We start from the raw sequence: 15,226 nt of genomic DNA, 5'->3' as shown, positions 1-15,226 counted from the left end.
ATAGTGACTGTCAGTATTTGTTACTGAATCAACGGTATCGTGGCGCCAATGCCCCGTTTTCCTTGCAGGAGTTAAAGGTAAAATGGGAACACATCCAACTAAAATCGCGCTGCTGATCGGCAGCCTTTGCAGCTTTTCTGTTATCGCCCCCGCCGTGGCGGCCGATGATGCCAGCGTTGCCAAAGTCGATGAGCATATTGTCGTCATTGGCCGTTCAGACAAGACCCCCTTAAATATTGCCGCTAATGTGAATGTGATTGATGCCGCTGCGATTGAGCAGAGTGGCGCAACCAGCTTGACCGAAGTGTTACGTGGTCAAAGCGGTATTCAGCTATCCGACAATAACATTGGTACTAGTTTCGCGATGCGTGGCTTTAGCGCGAGCTCTGCGGTTAACAACACCTTGATTTTGCTCGATGGTCGCCGCTTAAATAATATCGATATCGCCGCGCCTAGCCTGAATGCGATTCCGCTCAATTTAATTGAGCGTGTTGAAATTCTATCGGGCAGTGCCGGCGTGCTCTATGGCGACCAAGCGGTAGGCGGGGTGATCAACATTGTAACTAAATCGCCTGAGAATACGGGCGGCAGCGTGCAATTATCCGGCGGCAGCTTTAATACCTACGAAGGTCGCGGCGATGTGTCGGGCGCCATCAATAAAGATTGGCACTATTTCCTGACCGGTAGCTACAACCAAGGCGATAACTATCGTAAGCATAATGCCAATGAAACTGGCTCTATCTTAGGCCGTATTCAATATAAAACTGCCACAGATTCTTTCTTCGTTGAAACCAGCTATTACGATGATGACCGCGAGAATCCTGGGGCGTTGACCCCTAAGCAGTTCAAAGAAAATCCACGTCAGTCTTCTAATAGCAGCGAATATGTTCATGAGATGACCACTGCGGCGCGCAGCGGTTATCAGCATCAGCTTAACCAAAACTGGGCCTTGGCGGCGGATCTGGATTACAGCGATACCTTAGTGAGCTCATTAAACTGGGGGGCGGGTAGCCATAATACTCGCTCGCTGCTGATGTTTAGTCCTAAAGCGCTTGCTAATTACAGCACCCGTCAAGGTGAGCTAAATCTAGTCACAGGTTTGGATATCAGCCGCGGTAAGGCAGAGTTTGACTCTATGGCGCGCAGCAACGTGCAGGAAATGCAGAGTGCTTACCTGCAAGCCACAGTGCCATTAAGCCACACCTTAAGCTATGTGGTGGGCGGACGTTATGCGCGGGTGACCGACGATCTGGTCGATGGCAATGTGTATCCAAACGGTATCGATTTAGATGAAGATGCGACCGCATTCGAGTTCGGTTTAAATTACCGTCCGAGCGCCGAGCACAGATTCTATCTGCGTGGTGATGAAAACTTCCGTTTCGCTAAGGTCGATGAGCAAGCTTACACCCCGAAAGATGTGTATGGCTTAAAGCCGCAGACGGGCCGCTCCTACGAGGCTGGTTGGGATTGGACTGTTGCTAGCCAAAGCCTACGCGTCAGCCTATATCGTCTCGATTTAGAAGATGAAATCGTCTTCGACCCGAGTGCTGAAAAACCTGTTGGTGGCAGCTTCCAAGGCGCCAACGTCAATGCCGATGCTTCACGTCGCTATGGCGCGAGTGCCGATTGGGATTGGCAGGTCACTCAAGCCCTTACCTTAGGTTTGGAATATAACTATATCGATGCCGAATTTACCGATGGGGTGAATGATGGCAAGCAATTGTCTTGGGTGGCTGAGCATACGGGACGCGGTTACGTTAGCATGGATTTTGCCGAGCATTTCCAAGTGTTTGCCGAGGCGATTTACACGGGCGATCGTTTTATCGAAGGCGATAACGCTAACCAAGGCGATAAATTATCTAGCTATGTTTTAGGTAATCTGGCCCTGAACTATACCCGTGACGCTTGGTTAGCGAGCCTGCGTATCGATAACCTGTTTGATAAAGAGTATGTCAGTTCTGGCTATTATGCTGGTGGAGAATATGACGGCTATTACACGGGCCGAGGTCGTGATATTCGCTTGACTGTGGGTTACCGCTTCTAAGCTTGAGACTAATCGTTAATCTATATAAGGCCAGACTTAGTCTGGCCTTATTATTTCCGTTGTTTGGCTATACGCAGAGAAAAATCCATTTTCTCGGTGTATTCTTTATAAGTTCGCCCTATATTCAGATAGCCTAAGTCGTTGCTTGTGCTGTAGATCACTGCATCTAAAGCATAGTCACAATTATTCTACGACTTAGGGCTGAAATTCTTTGTAGTTTGGGTATGATGTGAGCGGTATTCGAACCATCTTATAGCAAATTAACAGGTGTAAAGTGTCTTATGACAGATCTTGAGCAACAGGTTTTTACTCAAGTGAGAGCCATCATAGCGAATGAAGAGCAAGTGATCGGTCGCCGTGGGATCTTAATTCCACTCAAAAAAGCGATCCTTGCCGAAGGCGACATTCGTAATGTGATCGATATTATTTCGAGCGATCCCGCATTAGCTGCCCACATGTTGATGCGCAGTAATTCGGCGCAGGCTTCAGGCGTCGTAAATCCTAAATCTCGTTCCTTAAAAGACGCCCTGATCCGTTTAGGCCAGGTCAATATTTATCGTTATGCCTTCACCTTCTACTTGAAAGAACGCCTCGATGAACTCCCCCAACCCTATAAGAAGTTGGTACAAGGTTATTGGAAACTCACGGAAAATATCGCTACCGACGCGGTCGACAGCCTAGTCGATATGCCGGATGTTGAAGTTGATCCCGATGAAGTACAAACCTTGGCGCTGTTTAGCGTATTCGGGCAAATCATTGCCTTAACTGCTTTTGCATACTTAAATGCCAGCTCTGAGCAATCTTTCCCGTTAAGCGTGATTAAGTCATTGATTGATAATCAGCAGCAGACCTTAACCATCGAAGCCTTTGAGGCTTTAGATCTCGATCAGGATCTGCGCCAAGAGTTTATGATCGCCCATAATCTGCGCCAGACCCGTAATCAAAATTCTCCCGGGTTGATTCTACGCCGTGTGCTCTCGATGCGCGGCATGTTACTCAACCCGCTCTAGGCATGTACCTTTAATAAAAAAGCCTGCAATTGCAGGCTTTTTTTATGCTGATTTACGGCACTAATTGGATTTTTGCTGACGCGCTAAGCCTTCGCTTGCCACCAGTTGCAGCCAGTTTTGCACTAAGGCCGAGTTCGCGCTGTGGCGGCGATAGGCACCAAATAGTGGGCGCTTTAAGCCTTCTTGGCCGAGTTTAACGGCGGCGAGGCTCAAGCCATGTCCCTCATTGATTGACCAGTTGGGCAGGGCGGCGATACCGTCCTTACAGGCGATGCGTTGCAATAGCATCATGGTCAAATCGCAGGTCTTTTGTTCACCCGCCTCAACACCTGCGGGTTCTAAAAAGTGGCGGTAAATATCTAAACGCGCCAGTGGCACTGGGTAGCTGATTATGGGTAAACGCGCCAATTGCTTAGGCGTAACATAGGCTTCTTTCGCTAAGGGATGATCCTTGGCAACCACTAACTTCACTTCAAAATCAAACAAATGCTGATAGGCGAGCGAGTGCCCAGGCACGGGATCCGAGGTCAGCACTATATCGAGTTCGCCCATTTCTAAGGCATTGAGCGAATCGAACAGGTGACGGCTCGACAGATCTAACTCGGCCTGCGGATGATCTTGCCTAAATTGCTCCATCACTGGCATTAACCAGCGAAAACAGCTGTGGCATTCAATCCCCACTCTGAGTTGATTGGTCTCTGTCTCTAGGCCATTTTTCAGATCCGTTTCCGTCTCTAACACCTTAGGCAGGATCTCCTCGGCGAGGTGCAACAGGCGTGCGCCTTCCTGAGTAAAAGAGAGGGGTTTGCTTTTACGCACAAAAATGGGCGAGTTAATTCGTTGCTCTAACTCCTTAATTTGATGGGAGAGAGCCGATTGAGTGACAAAACGTTTTTTGGCTGCGCCCGCCAAGCTGCCACTTTCCTTCAGTGCCATTAAGGTTCGCAGATGTCTTAGTTCGATCATGATCACTCCAAGTGAATTTCGCTCATGTTGTGCTTGAAATCAATTCGGTTGCTGGCATAGAGACTATCACAATAAACTTCTAGACGTCCAGACGCCCATTGTGATTTATCTAGGCTTAAATGCGAAAAGTTGCCAAGAAAACACCATCAGCTGGGTGCTAGTGCCGAATATGGCTTATCTCAAATAAAGGAAGATATGGTATGCAATTAAACAGTCTTGGTTTTCCCCGTATCGGGCGTCGTCGTGAACTGAAATTTGCCCTCGAAAAATACTGGCGTGGTGAGAGCACTCAAGCTGAACTGCATGAGGTGGCCAAGGAGTTACGTCGTACCCATTGGCAATGGCAAGTCGCCGCAGGGATCGAGCAAGTACCAGTGGGTGATTTTGCCTTTTACGATCAAGTGTTAACCCTGAGTGCAACCCTTAACGCCATCCCAGATCGCCACCGCGGCGAGGGTGCTATCGATCTTGATACCTTATTCCGCGTTGCCCGTGGCCGTGCACCAACTGGCACCGATGCGCCAGCCTCGGAAATGACGAAGTATTTCAACACTAACTATCACTACTTAGTGCCAGAGCTTAAGCAAGATCAAGTGTTCTCTATCGCCTATGAGCAGTTTTTTGATGAAGTGGCCGAGGCACAGGCGCTGGGTTATCAAGCCAAGCCCGTATTGTTAGGCCCTGTGAGTTACTTGTATCTGGCCAAAACCGTGGGTCAGGATTTCGATAAACTCAGCCTATTGCCCAATCTGTTAAAGGCCTATGCCGACATTCTTGCGCGTTTTGCCGCGCAGGGCGTGACTTGGGTACAGCTTGAGGAGCCAATCCTAGCACTCGAATTAACCGCCGATTGGCAAGCGGCGATTAGCGAAGCTTATCAAGCGCTTAAAACGGCTCAAGTGAAGATTTTACTCACCAGTTACTATGGCAGCATTAGTCATCATCAGGCGCTGGTTTCCGCGTTGCCGGTGGCGGGTCTGCACCTCGATTTAGTGACTGCCCCTGAACAATTGGCCTTGTTTGCCAATGCCTTAAGATCAGATCAAATTCTCTCAGCGGGTGTAGTTAATGGCCGTAACGTGTGGGCGGCAGAGGTTGACCTGATTGTCGAGCGTATCGGTAGTGTTGCCCGAGACTTATGCTCACAAGACGGCGCGCGCCTATGGATTGGCACCTCATGCTCACTGCTGCACAGCCCTGTGGATTTAGAGGTAGAGACAACCCTCACGCCAGCGTTACGTCAGCAGCTCGCATTTGCTAAGCAAAAGCTGTTGGAACTGGCCAATGTGCGCCAATTGTTACAGGCTCCAGAGTCTGTTGCCGCCAAAGAGATAGTTAACACTTGTTTGGCACGCCGTGAGGCTAAGGCACAGGCTGCGGATGCAAAAGTGATCGCCCGTGTCGCTGCGCTCACCCAAGCTGACTATGAACGTGTGAGCGAATTTACTGAGCGCCAAGCGGTACAGCAGCGCAAGTATCGTTTGCCATTGCTGCCCACGACCACGATTGGCTCATTCCCACAAACGCCCGCCATTCGTGGTTTACGTAGCCGCTGGCGCAAAGGGGAGTTAAGCGATGCCCAATATACCGAGCAGTTGCAGCAAGTGACCCGCGATACCATCGACCGCCAACTTAAACTCGGTATCGATGTGCTAGTACACGGTGAGGCCGAGCGTAACGACATGGTGGAATACTTCGGCGAGCAGCTCGAAGGCGTGGGCTTTACCAAAAATGGTTGGGTGCAGAGTTATGGTTCTCGCTGCGTTAAGCCGCCATTGATTTATGGTGATGTGAGCCGCCCGAAAGCGATGACAGTAGAGTGGGCCGAATTCGCCCAAAGCCTGACGGACAAACCCGTCAAAGGTATGTTAACGGGTCCGGTGACGATTCTACATTGGTCGTTTGCCCGTGAAGATATCAACCGCGATACCATTGCCACCCAATTGGCGCTGGCGATTCGTGATGAAGTGGTGGATTTACAAAATGCAGGCATTGGCATTATCCAAATTGATGAACCAGCCTTCCGCGAAGGTCTGCCATTAAAGCAAAGCGAGTGGCAAGCTTACTTAGATTGGGCAGTGAATGCCTTTAAACTGAGTGCGGCGGGTGTTGTGGATGAAACCCAAATCCACACCCATATGTGCTACAGCGAGTTTAACGACACGATCGCCGCCATTGCCGCCATGGATGCGGATGTGATCACCATCGAGACCTCGCGTTCACGTATGGAACTGCTCAACGCCTTTGAAGATTTTGAATATCCAAATGAAATTGGCCCAGGCGTTTACGATATCCATTCGCCAAATACGCCAAGTGTTGAGGCCATGGTGCACCTTATCGAAAAAGCGGCGCAAAAAGTGCCTGTGCGCCAACTCTGGGTTAACCCCGATTGCGGCCTGAAGACCCGCACTTGGGATGAGGTAGAACCCGCGTTGAAGAATATGGTCGATGCGACCCGCGAACTGCGTCGCCGCCTTGGCTAAGCGCGTGTAATATCCGCAATGAATGCCTCTTTGGCATAGCGTAATAAAAGCAGGGATACCTAAGGTATCCCTGCTTTTATTGGTGATTTGAAAAGGCATATTTGAATGCGCACTTGAGCCTACTGTTTAATGGTGCTTATTCGCTAAACATCATCTCTGGGACATGCTCAGGTACCACCAATTCGCCTGCGGTGAGCTTGATAATTTCCTCGACACTCACGCCAGGCGCACGTTCGAGCAGATGAAATTTGCCTTCTTTGATTTCGATAAAGGCCAGATCCGTCAGCACTTTTTTGATACAGCCCTTACCTGTTAGCGGCAGGGTGCACTCGGTTAATAGCTTAGATTCACCGTGTTTTGAGGCGTGGGTCATGGTCACAATGATATTGTCGGCGCCGGCGACAAGATCCATGGCGCCGCCCATGCCCTTAATTAATTTGCCCGGGATCATATAGGAGGCAATATTGCCCTGAGTGTCGACCTCAAAGGCGCCTAATACGGTGAGATCCACATGGCCGCCGCGGATCATCGCAAAGGACTCGGCCGAGTCGAAGAGGGCGGCGCCCCTTGCCATAGTCACGGTTTGTTTTCCGGCATTGATTAAGTCGGCATCGACCTCTTCCATGGTCGGAAAAGGCCCCATCCCTAACAGACCATTTTCGGATTGCAGCATCACTTCAATGCCTTCGGGAATATAGTTGGCCACCAGTGTGGGGATACCAATACCGAGATTCACGTAATAGCCATCTTTGAGTTCTTGGGCGACGCGCTGGGCGAGTTGTTCTCTTGAAAGTGCCATAACCAAATCCTATTTGCTGGAGGGACGGGTAGTCAGTTGCTCGATACGTTTCTCGAAGCTGCCTTGGATAAGTCGGTCGACATAGATGCCGGGCGTATGGATTTCATCGGGATCTAATTGACCCGGCTCGACAATTTCCTCCACCTCCACCACGGTTATCTTGCCCGCTGTGGCGGCAAGGGGATTGAAGTTACGGGCGGTTCTGCGAAAGACTAAATTGCCGAAGGTGTCGGCCTTCCAGGCTTTGACTATGGCAAAGTCGCCTGTAATGGATTCTTCAAGAATGTAATGGCGACCATTGAATTCTTTGACTTCTTTACCTATTGCGACGTCAGTGCCATAGCCTGTTGCGGTATAAAAAGCCGGAATGCCCGCGCCCGCCGCCCGCATTTTTTCCGCCAGCGTGCCCTGCGGTGTGAGTTCGACTTCCAGTTCGCCAGACATCATCTGCGCCTCGAAGTTGGCATTTTCACCCACATAGGAGGCGATCATTTTTTTGATCTGTTTATCGAGCAGTAAGATCCCAAGCCCGTATTCCGTGGTGCCGCAGTTATTGGAGACGACGGTCAGGTTTTTTGTGCCCTTGTGTTTGATTTCTTTGATGAGATTTTCAGGAATACCGCAAAGGCCAAAGCCGCCCGCGATCACCGTCATCCCATCTTCGAGTCCCGCTAACGCATCGGCGTAGCTGGTAACCACCTTATTCAATCCAGACATGGAGTGCTCTCTTACGCTTGCTGAAAGTGTGGCGCTTACTATTACCCAATTTCTCGGGCGCTCCTATGGTACTAAGGTGCCAAATAAAACCGCGGCCAATTGCCATATTCTAATGGTATTGAGTCTGGGGCATTGGGAATGTGCGCCCCGCGATGCCTGTGTTCAAGGCATGGATAAAGGACTGTGACTGGATTTTAAAGCATCGGGAGACAAGCAATATGGCGGTTGAACACTCAAGCTTAAAGGGCAAGGTAGGGCTGATCACCGGCTCCACCAGTGGTATTGGTTTAGCAACGGCCCATGTGTTGGCGGAGCAAGGTTGTCATCTGATCCTGCATGGATTAATGCCAGAAGCCGAGGGGCGGCGCCTTGCGGCGGAGTTTGCCGAGCAATATCATATTCACACTTATTTCAGTAACGCCGATCTGCGGGATCCCGAGAGCATTCATGCTTTTATGGATGCTGGCGTTAAGGCATTGGGTAGTATTGATATTTTGGTGAATAACGCCGGTATTCAACACACTGAAAATGTTGCGCATTTCCCCATTGATAAATGGAACGACATTATCGCCATTAACCTATCCTCGGCATTTCATACCATTCAACAAGCCGTGCCTGCGATGGCCGAAAAGCGTTGGGGCCGCATTATCAATATCGCCTCGGTGCATGGCTTAGTAGCCTCGGTCAACAAGGCGGCCTATTGTGCGGCTAAACACGGGATTGTCGGCTTAACCAAAGTCGTGGCTATCGAGTGCGCCGAGCAGGGGATTACCGTCAATGCGATTTGCCCTGGCTGGGTGGATACGCCGCTGATCAACAAGCAGATTGAGGCCATCGCCAGCAATAAGGGTTTAAGTTACGACGAAGCTAAGTACCAGCTCGTCACGGCAAAACAACCCCTGCCAGAGATGCTCGACCCACGTCAGATTGGCGAGTTTGTGCTGTTTTTATGTAGCAGTGCGGCGCGGGGAATTACGGGCGCATCGCTGGCTATGGATGGCGCCTGGACCGCGCAATAGGTTTGGTATTGACTGCGACAGTCCAACATTCATTTTCACTTGCTTGTTAAGAAGTTAATAACAAAGGCGAACCTTATAGTTCGCCTTTTTACATTGGCTTGGGTGGATGGTGTGAGCGGCCACTGACAGCAAATAGCGCATTATCCTGTAAATTCTCACCAATGCCCTGCATAGCACTATTCAGCGAAAGCCGTCTTAAATGATAAGATAGGCGCCAGAATGTTTATCAGGTGAAAACTCACCTAGTGAAGACGTGGCAATTTTGACCTAACGCGCCGCGTGATGAATGCGGTTATTCGATTTATTTATTTGATTATGTTAGGTGTATTTCTATTCTGTCGTCCTAAACGGGGCGTACACCCTTATAGATTTGAGCATTACTGGAGACAAAACTCATGACAAACGCGAATGTGGATGCCACGCAGTTAACGACTAAGCCATCAGCAGATGGTTTTTATATGCCCGCCGAATGGGCGGCGCAGCAAGCCGTATGGATGATTTGGCCATATCGTCCTGATAACTGGCGCTCTGCAGGTGCTTATGCTCAAGCGACCTTTGCTAAGGTGGCCGATGCTATTGGTGGGGCAACTCCCGTTTATATGGGTGTGCCTCAGGCCTTTTTAGCAGAAGCTCAAAAAGTGATGCCTTCCCACGTGACTCTGGTCGAAATCGACAGTAACGACTGCTGGGCTCGCGACACTGGACCTACTGTGGTGGTTAATGCCGAGGGCGAATGCCGTGGTGTGGATTGGGGCTTCAATGCTTGGGGTGGCCACAACGGTGGTCTGTATTTCCCATGGGATAAAGACGAACAGGTTGCCGCACAAATGCTCAAGCAACATGGTTTTGCCCGTTATAGTGCGCCGTTGATCCTCGAAGGTGGCTCTATCCATGTCGATGGTGAAGGCACCTGTATGACTACGGCCGAATGTTTACTTAACGCCAACCGTAACCCAGAACTGACGAAAGAGCAGATCGAAGCCTTACTGCGTGACTATTTGAATGTTAAGCAGTTTATCTGGTTGGAAGAGGGCGTTTATATGGACGAAACCGACGGCCATATCGACAACATGTGTTGTTTTGCGCGCCCTGGTGAAGTGATCCTGCACTGGACCGACGATGAAACCGATCCACAATACCCACGCTCGAAAGCCGCGTTGGACGTGTTGCAAAACACGGTTGACGCCCAAGGTCGCAAGTTAAAAATTCACCTGCTGCCACAACCGGGTCCTCTGTATTGCACCGAAGAAGAATCAAAAGGCGTGACAGAAGGCACTGGCGTACCGCGCACTGCGGGCGAGCGCTTAGCGGGTTCTTATGTGAACTTTTTAATCACTAACGATCGTATCGTATTCCCACTGCTTGACCCTGCAACCGACGATATCGCCGCGCAAAAACTTCAGGAAATTTTCCCTAAGCACAAGATTGTGGGTGTGCCCGCGCGGGAGATTTTATTAGGTGGCGGCAATATCCACTGTATTACCCAGCAGATCCCTTCTGGAAAGTAAGTACACCAAGGAGAACAGTATGACGCTTGATGTCACTGTTATTGCACCACAATTGGCTTTCAGCGGGAGGGCGTAAGATGTTTGAAGTGACCGAAGTTTCCATTGCCGAGCTGCGTGAAGCGCTCGAATCTGGCCGCACGACTGCGGTTGAGTTGGTGAAATCCTATTTGGCTCGAGTGGCGGCTTACGATGGGCCTGCCACTGAGACTAAGCTGAATGCGTTAGTGGTGCACAATCCCGATGCGCTGAAAGAAGCCGAGGCTTCAGATGCGCGCCGTGCCCGTGGCGAAACCTTAAGCCCGCTCGATGGTATTCCTTACACCGCTAAGGACAGCTATTTAGTGAAGGGATTGACGGCGGCGTCTGGCAGCCCAGCATTTAAAGATTTAGTGGCCCAGTACGATGCCTTTGCCGTCGAGCGCCTACGCGCCGCGGGTGCTATTTGCTTAGGCAAAACCAATATGCCACCGATGGCGAATGGCGGCATGCAGCGTGGTCACTATGGCCGCGCCGAAAGCCCCTACAATGCGAACTATCTGACGGCGCCCTTTGCCTCGGGCTCATCCAACGGAGCGGGTACAGGAACAGCGGCAAGCTACTCGGCGTTCGGTCTTGCCGAAGAGACTTGGTCGAGTGGTCGTGGCCCTGCGTCTAATAACGGTTTGTGCGCCTATACGCCGTCTCGCGGGGTGATTTCGGTGCGTGGCAACTGGCCATTGACCCCAACCATGGACGTGGTCGTGCCTTATACTCGCACTATGGCGGATATGCTCGAAGTGCTGGATGTGATTGTGGCCGATGACCCTATCACCCGTGGCGACCTCTGGCGCTTGCAACCTTGGGTTCAAATCCCTAAAGCGTCTAGCGTTCGCCCAGAATCCTATCTGGCACTCGCCGCCAGCGCCGACACCCTTAAGGGGAAGCGTTTTGGCGTACCGCGCATGTACATCAACAAAGATGAACTCGCAGGTACCAGCGAAAACCCAGGTATCGGTGGACCAACGGGACAACGCATTCATACTCGCCAATCTGTTATCGATTTGTGGGAAGCGGCGCGTAAAGCCCTAGAAGCCGCCGGTGCGGAAGTGATTGAAGTCGATTTTCCGCTGGTGTCTAACTGTGAAGGCGACCGCCCCGGCGCGCCGACCGTGTTTAACCGCGGCATAGTGACGCCCCAATTCCTCCATGATGAATTATGGGAGCTTTCGGGTTGGGCGTTCGATGAATTCCTGCGGGCGAACAACGACCCTAAACTCAACAAGCTTGAAGATGTGGTGGGACATTTGATATTCCCCCATGACCTCGGCACCTTGCCAAACCGTGAGGGTGACTTAGCGGCGGGCATGGAAGAGTATGTCAATATGGCCAAACGCGGCCTGAAATCCTATGACCAGATCGACAGTATTCCCGATGGTCTGCGTGGTTTAGAAAAGACCCGTAAACTGGATCTCGAAGACTGGATGGACGGACTTAAGCTGGATGCCGTGCTGTTCCCGACCGTGGCCGATGTTGGCCCCGCCGATGCCCATGTGAATCCGGCCTCAGCCGATATCGCTTGGAGCAATGGGGTTTGGGTAGCAAACGGTAACCTTGCGATTCGCCATTTAGGCGTGCCGACTGTGACTGTGCCTATGGGCGTAATGGCCGATATTGGTATGCCAGTGGGATTAACCTTCGCGGGCCGTGCCTACGATGATAACAATCTGCTGAAGTTTGCTGGCGCGTTCGAGTCAACGGGCAATAAGCGTATGGTTCCGCCGCGTACACCGCCGCTGAGTCAATAAGCTTTACGCCGTAAGACTGAGAAATACAAAACGGGATGGGTAACAATACCCATCCCGTTTTTTTCGCGTTAATCTCTCATGCGTTATTTATCAAACCTATTCCAGCGTTAGGATTCTACTTTAACCATGTACCGCACTATCGACCTCATGCCTTTTGGTGTACTCAGAGCTAAAGGAAAGTCCAAAGTTTGGCAAACCTCATTGTCGATTCCCTACCTCGGGGGAGACTTTCAACTGGTTATTCATGGTGAGGTTAATGGGCCTTCGGCCAGTCAACGCACGGCCCTCACATTACTTATCGAGCCGAGCGAGACGTTGCGCGATGAAATAGCGGCTAAAGTGGTCGAGTTTATTCATGCTTGTAATATCGTGCCTGTTGAGTTCAGGGTTGATGTTGTCACTGTATGGTCATTGCTCACTCCTGAGCTGATTGAGGTTCACACTAGTCACGAGTACGCCTATGGTGAGGGTGAATTGGGAACTAATGCTATATCAATTGGTTACCTTACACCTTGGACGAATGAACAATTAATCCAAGTGCCATTTTTAAATGGGAAAATTGGCGTGATTTATAGCGAGTAATTTGGGGTATAGCTGTATTTTTTAATGATGTCCTCCCGCTAATGACTACTTAAAAAATAAGCACCTACAAGCATATCTTGGGTGTAGGTGCTTTGAGGGAGAGTTTGAATGGGCGAGCTAGCGAGTGTTAGCGGTTATGGGCTCAGCTAAAAACGCGGCAATCATACGGTAGGTCGCAAGGCATTCTTCTGTAACCAAATCCTGCAGCAGCATATAGGCGTGGATCATGTCTTCAAATTGATGGTGCTGCACCTGCACGCCAGCCGCCGTTAAGGCGTTGGCATAGGCAATGCCTTCATCCCGCAGAGGGTCGCAGCCCGCGGTAAATATCAAGGTGCTAGGCAGTTTGGCGTTGAACTCGCCATGTAAGGGGGAAGCTTGTTTGACTCGCTCGGCATCCTTAGCCACTTCTTGAAAATATTGCTCGAAGTACCATTGCACCCTCGGGGTTTCGAGCAAGAAACCCGCACCATTACTCTGATAGGAAGCGCTCGCCATAGTGTAATCCACGCTGGGATACACCAAGATCTGTTTGGCGATGTTAAGTGTGCTGTCGCTGAGGCTGCGTTGGCTAAGGCTAGTGCATAGCGCGCCACCGGCACTGTCACCCATGATGCTCACACCTTGTTGGTATTGCACCTCAGTCAGCACGCTTTGATAGTGGCGCAGGGCATATTCGCAGTCTTCAAGTCCCGCCGGATAGGGATGTTCGGGCGCGAGGCGATACTCAACACTGATCACCACACATTGAGCGATACTGGCAAGGTGACGACAGATAGGGTCGTATAGTTCCACACTGCCGCACATATGGCCGCCGCCGTGAAAATGTAATACCACGGGTAGCGCTTTGTTGGGCGCAGGGCTATAAACTCGGCAACCAATTTCCCTGTCGCCATGCTGCGCATCTTTAACTTGCCATGCCTTATCGGCGATATAACTCACCTCAGGCTTAGCACTCATCAGGGCCGCGAGTTTATTCAAGTTTTCCCGCAGCAGTTGTGGGCTGTATTGAATATTTTGCTGTTTCGCGAGGGCGATATTCTGGTTCGCTAACTCAAGAAAATCAGTCAGTTTTGCTGAAGCGGTACCGCGTGGGGAAACTTGCATGCTTACTCCTTAGCTTGTCCGGTTTCGGGGAGAAAATAGCTGCCAATAAACACAGTGGCGCTTAACAGAGTGATCAGCACAAACGAGGCAAAGTAACTGCCTTGGTTGATATCAACTAGCTTGCCAAACAGCCATAGCACTAAGGTCGAAATCAGATAGCTGATGGACCAAAACAGGCTAAAAATCACCGTGATTTTTTGACTGGTCATCTTAGGTAACTCGTGGGGAATCGAGACTAAAGCGGTGACGGGTAAAAAGATGCAAAAGCCTAAGACGATAGCGCACAGGGTTTGCAGCCAAGGCGCCGAGCCGAAGGAGAGCCCTAACACGGTTAAGAAAATAAGCAGGCCGCTGAGGCGAATAATCGGCAGGCGCAGGGGCTGTTTACGGCTGTAGAGTATCCCCGCTATGGTGCCGACAATCCCAAAACCAATCACCCACTTACTCTGGCTGATGCCCGCCTGCGGATAAAAGGTGAATAGGCAAATATAAAAGGATAATAATCCCGAGTAGGTGAGGGCATAGGCCCAGTTAAAGCCGTCTTTTAAGCCATCGAGATAGGAGTATGAGTGGGTGTTATCTTGTTGTGCATTGGCTTGATGGCTAGGGGCTTGTTCAAACTTCACCAATAACCAGAGTAGCGCCAGTACCAGACTGGCCAGGGAAAACACCAACAGGCTTTGTTGCCAACCGCCGCTGATGGCGTTGATGCTCGGCATGCCCCAAAGCACGATAGCAGTGCCCACATTAAAGGCCACCGCGTTTAATCCATTGATCACTGGGCGTTCTTCGGGGGCGAACCAGTGCATCACAATCGGGTTGAAATAGACAATCATAAAGGCGCCGCCCAGCCCCATTAAAAAGCGGCTCACCAGCAGTAACTCATAGTTTGGAGCGAAGGGTGTCATGATGCCTGTGACTATCAATAACGCCGCGACTAAAAACGCATACTTCACCCCAAATTTGAGGGTGAGATAGGCCGCAGCAAAGGTGCCGACAATTTTGGCTAAGGTGACAGCGCCGCTCAATAAACTGGCGGAGGCATAACTCTCGATATGCATCGAGGCCATGATGTTATTCATACTCGCGGTGCCGCCAACCCATGCCATTGCAAATAAGACGTAACTGGTAAAAACCAAGCCTTCTACGAGATATTTATGGGTAATTTTTATCGGCATAGTTGTTTAAAACCTCGAGTCAATATTGG

12 protein-coding genes are annotated in these 15,226 nt (G+C 50.5%); 7 read left to right on the top strand and 5 right to left on the bottom strand.

Annotated elements, in window-relative coordinates; all coding sequences use genetic code 11:
* The first annotated feature begins 82 nt into the window (after positions 1-82).
* Both N7386_RS17985 and N7386_RS17980 read left to right on the top strand, forming a co-directional pair.
* Positions 83-2,044 carry a TonB-dependent receptor gene (locus N7386_RS17985; RefSeq protein WP_011718264.1) on the top strand — a complete coding sequence of 654 codons (1,962 nt, stop codon included), beginning with the start codon at positions 83-85 and terminating at the stop codon, positions 2,042-2,044.
* A gap of 281 nt (positions 2,045-2,325) precedes the next feature.
* Positions 2,326-3,054, top strand: coding sequence for an HDOD domain-containing protein (locus N7386_RS17980; RefSeq protein ID WP_011718263.1), 729 nt, complete (start codon positions 2,326-2,328; stop codon positions 3,052-3,054).
* 60 nt (positions 3,055-3,114) lie between these two features.
* On the opposite strand, the gene N7386_RS17975 is transcribed toward N7386_RS17980, so the two are convergent.
* On the bottom strand, positions 3,115-4,020 hold the full coding sequence (locus N7386_RS17975; protein ID WP_088210175.1) for a LysR family transcriptional regulator: 906 nt from the start codon (positions 4,018-4,020) through the stop codon (positions 3,115-3,117).
* 200 nt (positions 4,021-4,220) lie between these two features.
* On the opposite strand from N7386_RS17975, the gene metE reads away from it, so the two are divergent.
* A complete protein-coding gene (gene metE / locus N7386_RS17970; protein WP_279770128.1) occupies positions 4,221-6,503 on the top strand; it encodes a 5-methyltetrahydropteroyltriglutamate--homocysteine S-methyltransferase in 2,283 nt (760 codons plus the stop codon).
* Positions 6,504-6,639: 136 nt separating this feature from the next.
* On the opposite strand, the gene N7386_RS17965 is transcribed toward metE, so the two are convergent.
* Both N7386_RS17965 and N7386_RS17960 read right to left on the bottom strand, forming a co-directional pair.
* Entirely contained in the window at positions 6,640-7,302 is a 663-nt protein-coding gene (locus N7386_RS17965; RefSeq protein WP_279770126.1) for a 3-oxoacid CoA-transferase subunit B, read from the bottom strand.
* Positions 7,303-7,311: 9 nt separating this feature from the next.
* Positions 7,312-8,019 carry a CoA transferase subunit A gene (locus tag N7386_RS17960; RefSeq protein WP_220053854.1) on the bottom strand — a complete coding sequence of 236 codons (708 nt, stop codon included), beginning with the start codon at positions 8,017-8,019 and terminating at the stop codon, positions 7,312-7,314.
* A gap of 140 nt (positions 8,020-8,159) precedes the next feature.
* Between N7386_RS17960 and N7386_RS17955 the strand changes: the two genes are divergently transcribed.
* The 4 genes from N7386_RS17955 to N7386_RS17940 all read left to right on the top strand — a co-directional run bounded on the left by N7386_RS17955 (position 8,160) and on the right by N7386_RS17940 (position 12,912).
* Positions 8,160-9,038, top strand: coding sequence for a 3-hydroxybutyrate dehydrogenase (locus N7386_RS17955; RefSeq protein ID WP_347815254.1), 879 nt, complete (start codon positions 8,160-8,162; stop codon positions 9,036-9,038).
* A gap of 395 nt (positions 9,039-9,433) precedes the next feature.
* Positions 9,434-10,546: an agmatine deiminase gene (gene aguA / locus N7386_RS17950; RefSeq protein ID WP_279770124.1), complete on the top strand. Its 1,113-nt coding sequence runs from the start codon at positions 9,434-9,436 to the stop codon at positions 10,544-10,546.
* Positions 10,547-10,623: 77 nt separating this feature from the next.
* Positions 10,624-12,330, top strand: a complete 1,707-nt coding sequence (locus N7386_RS17945; RefSeq protein ID WP_279770123.1) for an amidase — start codon at positions 10,624-10,626, stop codon at positions 12,328-12,330.
* Positions 12,331-12,456: 126 nt separating this feature from the next.
* The gene (locus tag N7386_RS17940; RefSeq protein WP_279770122.1) at positions 12,457-12,912 is read left to right on the top strand and encodes a hypothetical protein; all 456 of its coding nucleotides are present in this window, start codon (positions 12,457-12,459) and stop codon (positions 12,910-12,912) included.
* 117 nt (positions 12,913-13,029) lie between these two features.
* Here N7386_RS17940 and N7386_RS17935 read toward each other — a convergent pair whose 3' ends face one another.
* Both N7386_RS17935 and N7386_RS17930 read right to left on the bottom strand, forming a co-directional pair.
* Positions 13,030-14,019 (bottom strand): alpha/beta hydrolase, encoded by a 990-nt coding sequence (locus tag N7386_RS17935; protein ID WP_279770121.1) that lies wholly within the window; start codon positions 14,017-14,019, stop codon positions 13,030-13,032.
* A 2-nt stretch (positions 14,020-14,021) separates the two neighbouring features.
* Positions 14,022-15,197, bottom strand: a complete 1,176-nt coding sequence (locus tag N7386_RS17930; RefSeq protein ID WP_279770120.1) for an MFS transporter — start codon at positions 15,195-15,197, stop codon at positions 14,022-14,024.
* Between the last annotated feature and the right edge of the window lie 29 nt (positions 15,198-15,226).

Origin of the sequence: Shewanella sp. GD04112 (assembly GCF_029835735.1) — a bacterium.
Classification (GTDB): Bacteria; Pseudomonadota; Gammaproteobacteria; order Enterobacterales; family Shewanellaceae; genus Shewanella.
This window is presented reverse-complemented; position numbering and strand designations above follow the sequence as displayed.

Bases quoted from the DNA above. Each gene is read 5' to 3' on its own strand.
- aguA (WP_279770124.1), top strand. From the start codon at position 9,434: ATGACAAACGCGAATGTGGATGCCACGCAGTTAACGACTAAGCCATCA.
- N7386_RS17985 (WP_011718264.1), top strand. From the start codon at position 83: ATGGGAACACATCCAACTAAAATCGCGCTGCTGATCGGCAGCCTTTGC.
- N7386_RS17935 (WP_279770121.1), bottom strand. From the start codon at position 14,019: ATGCAAGTTTCCCCACGCGGTACCGCTTCAGCAAAACTGACTGATTTT.
- N7386_RS17975 (WP_088210175.1), bottom strand. From the start codon at position 4,020: ATGATCGAACTAAGACATCTGCGAACCTTAATGGCACTGAAGGAAAGT.
- N7386_RS17945 (WP_279770123.1), top strand. From the start codon at position 10,624: ATGTTTGAAGTGACCGAAGTTTCCATTGCCGAGCTGCGTGAAGCGCTC.
- metE (WP_279770128.1), top strand. From the start codon at position 4,221: ATGCAATTAAACAGTCTTGGTTTTCCCCGTATCGGGCGTCGTCGTGAA.
- N7386_RS17930 (WP_279770120.1), bottom strand. From the start codon at position 15,197: ATGCCGATAAAAATTACCCATAAATATCTCGTAGAAGGCTTGGTTTTT.
- N7386_RS17965 (WP_279770126.1), bottom strand. From the start codon at position 7,302: ATGGCACTTTCAAGAGAACAACTCGCCCAGCGCGTCGCCCAAGAACTC.
- N7386_RS17960 (WP_220053854.1), bottom strand. From the start codon at position 8,019: ATGTCTGGATTGAATAAGGTGGTTACCAGCTACGCCGATGCGTTAGCG.
- N7386_RS17940 (WP_279770122.1), top strand. From the start codon at position 12,457: ATGTACCGCACTATCGACCTCATGCCTTTTGGTGTACTCAGAGCTAAA.
- N7386_RS17980 (WP_011718263.1), top strand. From the start codon at position 2,326: ATGACAGATCTTGAGCAACAGGTTTTTACTCAAGTGAGAGCCATCATA.